The following is an 11,327-nucleotide window of genomic DNA, read 5'->3' on the forward strand; positions in this document are numbered from 1 at the left end:
ACTTCGGAAGAAGGTGGGCCTTCTGGTAGGTGTAGGCGTACAGCCGAAGCCGAGAGAGGTTGCAGAGAAATGGCGGTAGCGACTGTTTACCAAAAACACAGGACTACTGCGAAGGCGACAAGCCGACGTATAGGGTCTGACTCCTGCCCGGTGCTGAAGGTTAAGGGATTCGTCAGCCGCAAGGTGAAGCCGATGATCCGAAGCCCCAGTAAACGGCGGCCGTAACTATAACGGTCCTAGGTAGCGAAATTTCCTTGTCGGGTAAAGTTCCGACCTGCACGAATGGAGTAACGACTTCCGCACTTGCTCTCGGAGAGGGACTCAGCGAAATTGAAATAGCTGTGCCGATGCAGTTTACCCGCAGCAAGACGGAAAGACCCCGTGAACCTTACTACAACTTGACAGTGACACTAGGGATTGGCTGTGTAGGATAGGTGGGAGCCTTTGAAGCCGGCCGCTAGGTCGGTGGAGGCAACGGTGAAATACCACCACTGCTGATTTCTGGTGTCTAACCATGGTCTCGTCAGCCGGGACTGGGACACTGTCTGGTGGGTAGTTTTTGACTGGGGCGTGTCGCCTCCCAAAAAGTAACGGAGGCGCGCGATGGTTCCCTCACCCGATTGGAAACCGGGCGTCGAGTGCAATGGCATAAGGGGAGCTTGACTGCGAGACCGACAGGTCGCGGCATGGTGCGAAAGCAGGTCATAGTGATCGGTGGTCCTGAATGGAAGGGCCATCGCTCAACGGATAAAAGGTACTCCGGGGATAAACCGGCTTATGCTCCCCCAAGAGTTCACATCGACGGGGAGGTTGGCACCTCGATGTCGGCTCATCGCATCCTGGGGCTGGAGCAGGTCCCAAGGGTTTGGCTGTCGCCAATTAAAGCGGTACGCGAGCTGGTTCAAAACGTCGTGAGACAGTTTGGTCCCTATCTGCTGTGGCGTAGGATACTTGAGAGGCTCTGACCTTAGTACGAGAGGACCGGGTTGGAGGCCACCGCTGGTGTACCAGTTGTCTCGCAGAGGCATCGCTGGGTAGCCATGTGCCGATTGGATAACCGCTGAAAGCAATCTAAGCGGGAAAACCGACCTCAAGACCAGGTAATCCCGGGCGCAAGCCCCTGAAGACTCGTGGAAGGACTACCACGTTGATAGGCTGGGTGTGTAAGCGCGGTAACGCGTTAAGCTAACCAGTACTAATAAGTCGAGCGGCTTACTTTCCCCTTTCTCTTGCATGCCCCAACCGGGGAGTAAGGGATTCGGGCCAAGGCCGAGGCAGGACGCGAAGCAAGGCGTCGCCCGGAAGACAACAGCTGTTTCACTCTTCTTCTCAAAGAAGAGGCTTCACTCAAGCAGAAGCTTGCAACTTACCCTTCGTATGCACCGTCAATCGCTTTTCCGGTGGCATTGTCGGAGGTGGTCACACCCGTTCCCATCCCTGAACACGGAAGTTAAGCCCTCCAGAGCCGATGGTACTCCCGCGGGGAAACCGCGTGGGAGGAGTAGCGGTCGCTGCCGGATTCTTTTTCAAGGAAAGCCCTGGTGCCGAAAGGCGCCAGGAGGCTATTCCAGCTTTGCGGGCTGCCCCTGTCCGTACTCGCCCCGTGGATTGATCCGGCGTGGTGCGAACATACCAGGTCTGTCTTTGAAGCTGGCTTGGTCGTGCCTGCTTTGCTTGAGTGTCGCTCCTTCCCCTCTTGCAGGACAGGAGCCTCTCGCATGCATCTGCTTCGAATCTACGCCGCTGGTCTGCTCGCGCTGGGCTTCCTTCTCGCACCGGCCCGTTCCGACGCTGCCGCTGGGGTTCGCCTTGGCGTGGGCGCGGATTACTGGGTGGATACCAGCGCGGCCTTCAACTTCACCCTGGGCGTCGAGGGCCATGTGGCAGGTCCCATCTTCGTCGGCGCCGCTTTGGCGCGGTGTTGGTGACGGACGGCAATGTGATTGGCGTTCCGTTGGACATCTCGCTGCGTGCGAACATCGGCCGGACCGTCTACATCGAAGGCTTGGCGGGACCTTGGATCTTCTTCAAGGGCGACGCCTTCAAGGCCCACGCGGCGTTCGGCTTTGGTCTGCAGGGGAAGGCCGCGAGCATCGGTGTCGAGGGGGCTACCTCGACCCGAATCCCATCATCGGCTTGCGGCTCGGCTACAAGTTCTGAGGACACAGCCTCAGTAGTGGGGGGGCGCTCCTGCTGGCGGGCGTCCACCAGGCCGGCTCGGCTCAAGCTTGAGCTTGAGCCGGTCCAGCTCCACGCGGAGCGTGTCGATGACGCGCCCCTGCTGATAGAGCACGTCGCTCAGCTCCTGCAGCAGCTCCTGCTGCTGCGTGTAGCGGATTTCCAGCTCGACCAGGCGCTTGTTTTCCATTGCCGTCTTCTCCGCGGGGAATGCTGCCCATGAATACCCTCGAATACCTTCAGCGAGCCCGCGAGTTGCTCGGGCGGGGGCAGCCCGAGCTGGCGGAGTCCGCGCTCAGTGACGCCATTGATGCGGCCGTGGCTGCGGAGGACCTCGTCCTCCTCACCCAGGCCCGCTTCGCGCTGGGGGAGCTGCTCTTCCAGCAGGGCCGCGACGAAGAGGCAATCCCCTTCCTCCAGGCGGTGGTCCGGACTGAACGGGCTGATGGTTCCGTGGATGCCCCCGTCATCGCGTCGGCGCGGATGCTGCGCCAGATTCGGGGACAGGAGCCTCGCTGACGTTCAGGGCAGCCGGCACTGCTCTCGGATGGCGTCCATCCGCTGGGGGAAGCGCCGCTCCAAATCGCTGCGTGTCTGACGTGCTCCCTCAAGCCGTCCGGACTTCACCTGGAGGGTGCACAGGGTGGCCAGCGCCCGCGTGTCCGCGACGTTCAAACGGTCCGCTCGCCGCAGGGCTTCCTCGGCGGCATCGTCGTTCCCGAGCTGGGCCCACGCGAGTCCAAGCTGGAAGTGGCCCTCCGCGAGCATCGGATCTGCTTGGACTGCCTGCTGCAACATCTTCACGGCTTCCCGCCCCCTGTCCCTCCTTGACCGAACATCCCGAGACCCCCGTCCCACCAGGAGCCGGGCCGGGAGGCAGCCATTCCTTCCAGCGAGGCGAAGACCCTTTTCAGCGCCTCATCGGGCTGCCCTCAGGCGACTGAGCAACCGTCCGTATAGCTGACCCCGAACATGGGACATCGCCAGGGATGGCGCTGGTGGGGCCCGGGCGAGGGCCTTCCGTGTGCGCCGGCGAGAGTCGCCCTTTCTACTTCATTCAGGTCCGCCCGGAGGAGGTCCGCCCGGGCGTCTGTCGGTGCGAGCTGGTTGGCTTTGCGCAGGGGACTGCTCCACGCAGCGCCCCATCCGCTCCAGGTCGCAGATGCGGGCGAGCAGGAGCTGGGTCTCGACCGCCGTGGGGTCCCTGCGCTCGGCTTCCAGGGCCAGGTCGTGGCCTCCGCCGGGGCGCCTTCGCGCAGGAGTTCAGCCGCGGCGCGCAGGTCCGCGGCCGTCGCCTTGTCGTTGGTCTTCAACGGCACCAGGAAGGTCCGCCGACTGTTGATGTCCGGCGTCGCGCGGGCGATGGCCAGCTCCTGCTCGGGCATGTTCCGGGGCAGGAATAGCGGGATGAGGTGGATGGCGAGCGCGCCCGCGCACACCCACAGGACGCCTCGCATCCCCTGATGCCAGCGCCGGTCGTGACGCTGATGAGCTGGCCCGTTCGATGGTTCGCTCATGGCGGGCTCCTAGACGGCTCGGAGGTGGGGGCGCAGGTTCGAGGGGAGCTCCAGCCCGCAGCTCCAGCAGAGTTCGAAGTTGGCCGGGATCTCCTCACCGCAGCGGGGGCAGGTCACCGACCGGTTCGAGGCCTCCTGGTTGGCCTGGAGCTCGGCGAGGACCTGCCGTCCAGCTTCCAGCTCCTGCGGCCATAGCCACAGCTCCACCCAGGCCTCGGTGCTGGGGATTTCACCACTCAGCGGAGCCAGGGACTCGCCACGAACGTCGACCGAGAGACCGGCCGCTTCCAGGGCGCCCGCCAGCATCCGCGCCTCTCCGACCGTGCGGTGCACGGAGAACTGCACGCGCTTCATGATGCTTGTCTGTCAGAAGCGCGCCGTCGCGGCAACCGCGCCCGGCCGCCCCCCTGCTGTCTCTCTTGTCCCGCTCCTGCCCCGGACTTATCCCGGCCCTGCCGGACCGTGTGGGCGTCCGTCATTCATCGTGACGGAGCTGGTGTGGCAGGACGGCGTGGGCGTGGCGTGGTGCCCGGGCGTGCAGTTCGGCGGTCAGCAATGCGTCCAGCTCCGCGAGCAGGCGATCATATCCGCCCCCGGCGCCCTTCGGCGGGCAGCCGCCTCGGTGGCGAGGCGCAGGCGAGGGGTCTCCTCCGTCCTCGAAGGCCAGGGTCACGGCCAGGCCGTCCGGGCCGCCGCCCTGGGAGGCCAGCGTCGCGGGCTCGGGCTCTCGCTGCGAGCGTTTCCAGCAACGGGCTCAGCCGATAGAATCTCCTCTGGGGTCAGGTCTCGCTCCACCACCGGCTCGCCCTGCTCCAGGACGCGCAGGTGTCTCAATCCCTCCACTCGCAGCGCCTGGGCGCCCCGTGTTGGTCCGACCACTGCCGCTCGTCAGGTCACCGTCTTCACGCGCCGTACCTCCCTCGGTTCAGGAGTAGGCATCCGTCATTCAGGTCCGCATACCGGGAAGGGATGCCTGGGACGTTTTGCCGGGCCAGGGAGGCGCGCTCGAGCGACCGATGCCCGACACTGCGGCGCTCCGGTTCATGCGTTTCGGGAGGACACCCCGTGCGCCTTGGCCGGACACGTCTGCCTGGACGTCCTGCGGGCCGCGATCCGCCGCGTGGGAAACGCCACTCCCGACCCTGATTGCCTTGGTCCGGTCACGGCTTCGACGCGCTGGAATCCAGAACGTTCCTGTCGTTCCTCGCGGGGGCGCCGCGGGAATTGTCTGGGAGTGGTTCCCGAAACACCGGGCGGAGCGTGCGAGGGGCCGGCAGCGTGTCCTTGCCGGCCCCCATTGCCTCAGCGTGTCAGCGGACGCGCGGCGAGCACTCGCCTTCGCCGCGATAGTGCCCCACGGTTCGCACGAGTGCCGTCACGAAGTCGCGCAGGGTGAGCACGCTGCCCGCGCCCCCCGTTCCGTACTGGCCGGACGGCAGTGTGGTCAGGTCCACCGTGCCCAGCTCATCCAGGGTGACCTCGCCGTCCGGGCCGACCACGCCCGCGCTGTCCGCGGCGGCGATGGCGTCGAAGCGCATCTTCGCGTCAGGGGACTGGAGGTCGTCGAAGAACAGGTGGTCGCCGTGGATGGTGAGCTGCACCGTCTCCGTGCCCCCCTTGGGCACCGTCACGCCGCTGCCCATGTCCTCGCTCTCGCAGCGCTCGTAGAGGGTGTTGGTGGGGAAAACCCCAACGGAAGCGCTTCGACACGGCGCCCTTCGTCGGTGCCCTCGACGTAGACGGACCAGCCTTCGGTGTTCATCCGCGTCACATCCGCGGCGTCCGCGTTGCCGGCGGTGGCGTCCGGGACGGGGGCGATGGCGTAGCTCACCGCGTCCCATTCCTCCGAGGCCAGGTCGGTGAAGGCCGCGACGTTCACGGGGCCCGGACGGTGGACGTCATAGACCTTCGCGGGCGTCTGCTCCGCGGCCGTTTCGCCTTCGCGGTTGGCGACCCTCAGCTCCCCCAGCTTCACGAGGAACTTGTCGTAGCGCACGGTCCAGCCGTCCTCGAACGCGGAGGCGGGCATCTCCTTTTCGATGAAGTCCCCCGTACGCGGTGAACGTCACGTTGCCCTGCCCCGACGAGCAGGCCATCAGGCCCAGACACGACACACCCATCAGCCACTGCTTCATTGCGCTGCTCCTTCCACCCACGTCACGACGTAGGCGCTGGTGTCTTCCACGCCGCGCACCAGGGCATTCTGTGCCTGGCTGTCAGCGGGGAAGGTGGAAACGCCTGCCGCGTCCGGAAGCGACGCGGTGGCGAAGTTGATGCGGCTCATCCACTTGCCCAGGTCCACCGCGATGCTCACGGCGCCGGGCTCCTGCTTCAGTTCACGCTCGAAGCGCACGCCTTCAATGGCCTTGGGGAGATCCACCGCGGCGTCGAAGCGCACGGTGACCCCCGTCGTGTGGAGCGCGGTTCCCCGCACGTGCACCTGGTGGCCTCCCAGCACGTTCTGCGCGTCCGTGGCCGCCGTGGGCGTCACGAGCGTCAGCTCCAACGAGCCGTAGGAGCCCGTGACGGCGTTGGCGTCGCCCAGGAAGGCGCCTCCCGTCGCGAGCAGGTCCACCGTCTGGACCTTCAGCACCTCTCCCAGCGCGTCGCCTGGGACGTAGTGGCCCGGGTGCGCGTGCGCGGTGCCTCCGATGAGCGAATACCAGTCGAAGCGCGGGGCGCGTGACAGCAACACCCGGCCTTCGAAGAAGCGCACCGCGCCCACCGACATCTGGACGGCTTCCGGTGTGACCGTCCAGCCGTGCGCGTTGGGGGCCGTGGGCGGTGTCGCTGTCATCGACACTCCGAACGTGCGGCGCTCCGCCTCCGTCTTGTCGTCGCCGCAGCCCAGGCACATCAGGGTCGCCGCCACGGCGAGCGTGTCGCGCAGCAGGGCAGGGGTTCTTGGCATCACAGGTGGACCTCCAGGGTGAGCGAGGCCGTGCGTGGCGACCCGCGGTGAAATGCCGGGCCGGCACGAGGCTGGGCGGCGTGCTTGGGTCGAAGCGCGAGCTGTAGACGAACTCGCCGTCCCGCCAGCGCGTGTTCAGCAGGTTCTTCACGTCGAGCCGCAGGGCGAAGGCGCCCCGTCGCAGCGCGGCTTGTGCGTCCGCGAGGAACACCGTGCGGCTGAACTCGTCGTAGGGCAGGGGCCGGGGGCCGATGAGGGTGAGCCCCGTCCCCAATGACAGCAGGGCCCCCAGGCCGGGCAGCGGTCGCTCCCAGCCCAGGTCCGCTCGCGCGACCAATGGCGCGAAATAGGGCAGCCGCGCGTCTGTCTTCGTCACCGTCGCGTTCGCGACCGTGGCGCTCAGCGCGGCCGTGAGGCCCGGCAGGGGACGGGCCTGCAAGGCGGCGGAGAGGCCCGTGCGCAGCGTCTCTCCCGTGAACACGGTGGTGCCCACGGTGTGGTCGAAGAAGAAGAAGTCATTCTCCACCTGCGAGCCGAAGAGGCTGGCCTGGAAGGACAGGCGTTGCCCTTCGCTCCGGGTCCCCAGCTCCGCGCCACGCACGTTCACGAAGGGGGCTTGTTCTCCCTCGGAGAGGCTTCGTGCCTGGGGCGAGCGGAAGCCGTCGCCATAGCTGGCGAAGAGGGCCCAGGTGTCCGTGAGGGCGTACTCAATGCCTGCCTTCGCGCCCCAGTGCACCCCGAACGCGCTGCGTGAGTAGCCCTGGCCGTCGTAGAAGCGCGGGTCCCGGAAGGCCAGCGCGTCGAAGACCTCGATGCCCAGGGCGTCGGCGCGGCCTCCCAGTTGGAAGGCCCAGCGGCCGAGGGGGAGCCTTGCTTCGGCGTAACCCCAGACATCCGTCTGGGTGATTTCCGCGTCCACTTCCTCCGCGAAGAAGGTGCCGTCCGTTTCGCGGTAACGGCGCTGCGTCTGCTGGATGCCGTCCCGCCTTCCTCCCAGGCCCAGCTCCAACGAGACGGGCTGGCCGAAGAGGGTGACCTGGCGGCGGTGCTCGGCGCGCAGGCCCAGCGTGGAGCCTCCGTTCGTCTGCTCCAGGCCGTCACCCCGGTCGTCCACGCGGTAGCCGGTGAAGTTGTTGCGCAGCCTCAGGTCCGAGAGGATTCCGAAGGCCTCCAGCCGCGTGCGCGCCGTGCCTTCACGCGGCAGGTCCACGCCGAGCAGGAGCTGGGCTGGACACCGTTCCGCCCTGGCGTGGGAAGGCGCCGGAGTAGAACGTGCGCCGGCCGGCTTCCAGGTCGTCCTCGCGCACCACGCCCGGTGAGTCGAAGCGCGTGACGTAGCTGCCCCCGAGGACCCGGGCCTTCAGGCCGTGGCCCAGGTCGAATCGGGCCTGCGCGAGGAGGGAGGCGCGACCGTAGGCCCGCTGCGGGCCGAAGCCTTCACCCTCGCCCAGCTCGGCCGCGGCGAAGGTGCCGGGGTCCTCTCCGGGACGGACGGTCACGACGAGGCGACGCTGGCCGAACTGGCCCAGGGTTCCCGCGAACTCAACGCCCTGCTCCCGAGCGCCCAGGTCCATCCGCACGGTGCCCGCGACCGCGAAGTCTCCCTGGAAGGCGCGGTAGGAGCCCTCCGTGACCTCCAGCGACTGCACGAGCTCCGGGATGATGAAGTTGGTGTCCGCGTAGCCGAGCGCGTGGATGTGGCTCACCTCGTTCACCGGCAGGCCACCGACGTTCAGCTCGACGTCCTGGCCGTGTAGCGCGTCGAAGCCTCGGAGGAAGAGCTGCTGCGCCTTGCCCTCGCCGCTGTGCTGCGAGGCCACGAGGCCCGGGACCACCCGCAGGACGTCCACCGCGTTCGTGCGCGGCGCCGTGTCGAGGATGTCCCGGCCGATGGTCACCTCCGATGCGCTTCGCGCCGGACGCGCGCCTCGCACCACGGTGGCGCGCTGCTTCGTGCCTTCGTCCGGGACGGCACGTTCAGGTGGTGGGGGCGCGTCCGAAGCGGTGGTGGGAGCTGGCGCGGCGGGGTGTCGTGGCTCGGTGGGTGGGGCGCTCGGACTTGGAGACGCGGAGGGGAGGGCCTGGGGCGCGATGCCCGGGCTGCTGAGCGGACCTCCCGGCTCGGTCGACGGTGCGGAGGCTGGCGCTTGCGGCTTGTTGGCTGATGCCGGTGTGTCGCTTTCGACATGGCCAGGCGTGGGCATGTCTTGCGTTGCTTCGTCGCTTGTTCCCGCGCGTCCGGTTCCGGCGAGGCTGATCAGTAGCGGCTCGTGGGTAAACCCTTCGGCCTGGGCTGGTTGTGTTCGCGGCTGTGTCGGCGTGGCGCTTGTCACCGCGGCAGCCGCTTCCTGGCCGGAGCGCGGCACCGCGTGGAGGCACGTCGACAGCGTGGCGATGGCGAAGAGCAACATGGGCACGGGAGACAACGGCACGAGGGAATGGCGGTACGTCCCAGGCACGCGACTCGACGCGCGCGCCCGGGACGCAATGAATGAAGGACAGCGCGAGGCCCAACGCGCCCATGGCCCGTTCCTGGCTCAGGCCAGACGGGTCCCATGCACGCGAAGCGTCCTGACGAAGGTGCGGAGGGCGCGGGTCCTTCTACGGACCCTGCGGCATCGCGGTGGACCGCCAGCGCTGGCCCGGCGACCACGCCGGCATCCGCGCCTGCTCCACCCGCCACGACACCCACCGCAACGAGGGCGGCAGGTACACCGTCCAGCTCGCCGCCACCGCCAACAGGTGCTCCACGGAGCCTGCCTGATGCTGGTGGCCCTGCTGGCCGTCATCCCCTCGCGGCTCGTCTCCGCGTCCGGCTTCCGCCGCGCACGTGGACGGCTTCGCCTGGGACGCGCTCACGGTTCGCGCGAGCGCCCCTTCCGACTCCGCTGACGCGCCGCAGGGGGCCTTCGCTTCGCCCCCTGCGCGGTGGACGTGGCTCGCCGGCCCGTGTGCGTGGGTGTGCCCACTGCGGCCTACACCGTGCCCCACCACCGCGTGCAGCACGGGCGCCACCGCGAGCCCGTACACCAGGAGCATCAGTCCCAGGCATGCCAGGTCACGTCGGTCTCGGGAGTCCCACACGGCGGTTCGTTCGCGCGAAAAACGGCTGTCGTCCAGGACGACGGGTGATCGGTCCCCGCCTCCCTAGCCGTCCGCCCCTGGACACGCAAGCAGCCTTCCCCCGCCCGCTGTCCGACACTGTCCCCGCCGTTCCGCCCCCTTGCCCGTGGACCTCTTGACGCATTGCATTGGAATCCGCTGCAGCCGAAGTCTTCCCGTCATAGACTCCTGGGGTGCGTTCTGAATCCGCCGTGCTCCGTTCGCTTCCTGCCTCCACGGGTGTGACTCCCGCGCCGCCGCCTTCGCGCGCGGAGCGGCTGCGCTCGTTGGAGACCGAGTCCTTTGATCTGCTCGTCATTGGCGGCGGGGTCACCGGCGCGGGGGCTGCCCGGGACGCGGCGCTGCGCGGCTTGAAGGTCGCGCTGGTGGAGCGCGAGGACTTCGCCAGTGGGACGTCCAGCCGCTCGTCGCGCCTCATCCATGGCGGCCTTCGCTACCTGGAGCACGGACACCTGGGGCTCGTCTTCGAGTCCAGCATCGAGCGGCGGCGCCTGCTGCAGTTGGCGCCCCACCTGGTGCGCCCGCTGGCCTTCGTGTGGCCCGTCTATGCCGGGGCGCGGGTGCCGCGCTGGAAGCTCAACGCGGGCCTCATGCTGTACGACGCCCTGTCGCTGTTCCGGAACGTGAAGGCGTATCAGCGGCTGTCGCTCAAGCAGGTGCTGGAGGCGGAGCCGGGCATCCGCTCCGAGGGGCTCAAGGGCGGCGCGCGCTACTACGACGCGGCCACCGACGATGCGCGCCTGACGCTCGCCAACGTGCTGGGCGCGAGCGATGCGGGCGCGGTGGTGCTCAACCATGCCTCCGTGAAGCGGCTGGTGATGGAGGAGGGCAAGGCCACGGGCGCGGTGGTGGTGGATCACCTCACCGGCGCCGAGCACACGGTGCGGGCTCGCGCCATCGTCAACGCCACCGGGCCCTGGAGTGATGAGATCCGCCAGCTCGATTCGGGCACGACCCGCTCCGGGCCTGCGGTGCGCGGCAGCAAGGGCGTGCACATCGCCGTGCCCCGGTCCCGCCTGGGCATCCAGGACGCGCTCACGCTCCTGTCCCCCGTGGACGGCCGCGTGATGTTCATCCTGCCCGCGGATGCGTTCACCCTCATCGGCACCACGGAGACGGCCACCCGCGCCCACCCGGCCGAGGTGCGCGCGAGCGAGGCGGACGTGGCCTACCTGCTCGCTTCCGCCAACGCGTTCTTCCCGGAGGCGAAGCTCACCCGCGAGGACATGGTCAGCGCCTGGGCCGGCATCCGGCCGCTGGCCGCCAGCGGCTACCACGGCAACACCGACGCGGGCAGCGCCAGCCGCGAGCACGCCATCGACGTGAGCCCGTCCGGGGTGCTCGCCATCAGCGGTGGCAAGCTCACCACCTTCCGCGTCATGGCGCGCGACGTGGTCAACGCCGTGGAGCGGCACCTGGTCATGCCCCACCGCAAGTCCACCACCGATGCCCGCCCCCTGCCGGGCGGTGACATCGCGAAGCTGGAGGCGGAGTTCGCTTCGGCGCGGCAAGAGGTGGGGGACGCGCCCACGGCCGACCATCTGGTGCGCGCGTACGGCAGCCGCTGGCGCGCCGTGTGGGCGCTCACGCAGGAGGAC

Annotated in this window: 10 protein-coding genes, 2 rRNA genes and 1 pseudogene (1 of these 13 only partly in view); 5 read left to right on the top strand and 8 right to left on the bottom strand. The window is 68.1% G+C overall.

The features are described from left to right. The 3 genes from OV207_RS31600 to OV207_RS31610 form a co-directional block, all read left to right on the top strand. A 23S ribosomal RNA gene (locus OV207_RS31600) occupies nucleotides 1–1,220 on the top strand (it extends 1,759 nt beyond the left edge of the window). 176 nt (nucleotides 1,221–1,396) lie between these two features. Beyond that, nucleotides 1,397–1,520 (top strand): 5S ribosomal RNA (rrf, locus tag OV207_RS31605). Between the two features lie 198 nt (nucleotides 1,521–1,718). Then, the gene (locus OV207_RS31610) at nucleotides 1,719–1,928 is read left to right on the top strand and encodes a hypothetical protein (protein WP_267558721.1); all 210 of its coding nucleotides are present in this window, start codon (nucleotides 1,719–1,721) and stop codon (nucleotides 1,926–1,928) included. A 242-nt stretch (nucleotides 1,929–2,170) separates the two neighbouring features. Here OV207_RS31610 and OV207_RS31615 read toward each other — a convergent pair whose 3' ends face one another. Further along, nucleotides 2,171–2,368 carry a SlyX family protein gene (locus OV207_RS31615; RefSeq protein ID WP_267558722.1) on the bottom strand — a complete coding sequence of 66 codons (198 nt, stop codon included), beginning with the start codon at nucleotides 2,366–2,368 and terminating at the stop codon, nucleotides 2,171–2,173. A gap of 29 nt (nucleotides 2,369–2,397) precedes the next feature. Between OV207_RS31615 and OV207_RS31620 the strand changes: the two genes are divergently transcribed. Beyond that, a complete protein-coding gene (locus tag OV207_RS31620; RefSeq protein WP_120544379.1) occupies nucleotides 2,398–2,697 on the top strand; it encodes a tetratricopeptide repeat protein in 300 nt (99 codons plus the stop codon). 3 nt (nucleotides 2,698–2,700) lie between these two features. On the opposite strand, the gene OV207_RS31625 is transcribed toward OV207_RS31620, so the two are convergent. The 7 genes and pseudogenes from OV207_RS31625 to OV207_RS31655 form a co-directional block, all read right to left on the bottom strand. Then, the gene (locus tag OV207_RS31625) at nucleotides 2,701–2,976 is read right to left on the bottom strand and encodes a hypothetical protein (RefSeq protein WP_267558723.1); all 276 of its coding nucleotides are present in this window, start codon (nucleotides 2,974–2,976) and stop codon (nucleotides 2,701–2,703) included. Nucleotides 2,977–3,704: 728 nt separating this feature from the next. After that, on the bottom strand, nucleotides 3,705–4,049 hold the full coding sequence (locus tag OV207_RS31630; RefSeq protein WP_193346000.1) for a DUF7577 domain-containing protein: 345 nt from the start codon (nucleotides 4,047–4,049) through the stop codon (nucleotides 3,705–3,707). A gap of 956 nt (nucleotides 4,050–5,005) precedes the next feature. Continuing rightward, nucleotides 5,006–5,326, bottom strand: a complete 321-nt coding sequence (locus OV207_RS31635; RefSeq protein WP_267558724.1) for a hypothetical protein — start codon at nucleotides 5,324–5,326, stop codon at nucleotides 5,006–5,008. After that, entirely contained in the window at nucleotides 5,323–5,724 is a 402-nt protein-coding gene (locus tag OV207_RS31640) for a hypothetical protein (RefSeq protein ID WP_267558725.1), read from the bottom strand. The genes OV207_RS31635 and OV207_RS31640 overlap by 4 nt, the downstream gene beginning before the upstream one ends. 102 nt (nucleotides 5,725–5,826) lie before the next feature. Then, nucleotides 5,827–6,606, bottom strand: coding sequence for a hypothetical protein (locus tag OV207_RS31645; protein WP_267551911.1), 780 nt, complete (start codon nucleotides 6,604–6,606; stop codon nucleotides 5,827–5,829). Beyond that, nucleotides 6,606–8,810 (bottom strand): annotated as a pseudogene (locus tag OV207_RS31650) (TonB-dependent receptor domain-containing protein). Before OV207_RS31650 ends, OV207_RS31645 begins: the two are co-directional and overlap by 1 nt. A gap of 397 nt (nucleotides 8,811–9,207) precedes the next feature. Continuing rightward, nucleotides 9,208–9,645, bottom strand: coding sequence for a hypothetical protein (locus OV207_RS31655; RefSeq protein WP_267551915.1), 438 nt, complete (start codon nucleotides 9,643–9,645; stop codon nucleotides 9,208–9,210). Between the two features lie 257 nt (nucleotides 9,646–9,902). Here OV207_RS31655 and OV207_RS31660 point away from each other — a divergent pair. Then, a partial coding sequence (locus OV207_RS31660) for a glycerol-3-phosphate dehydrogenase/oxidase (RefSeq protein WP_420715277.1) occupies nucleotides 9,903–11,327 on the top strand: 1,425 nt, incomplete at its 3' end.

This window comes from Corallococcus sp. BB11-1, assembly GCF_026626625.1.
Lineage (GTDB): Bacteria > Myxococcota > Myxococcia > Myxococcales > Myxococcaceae > Corallococcus > Corallococcus soli.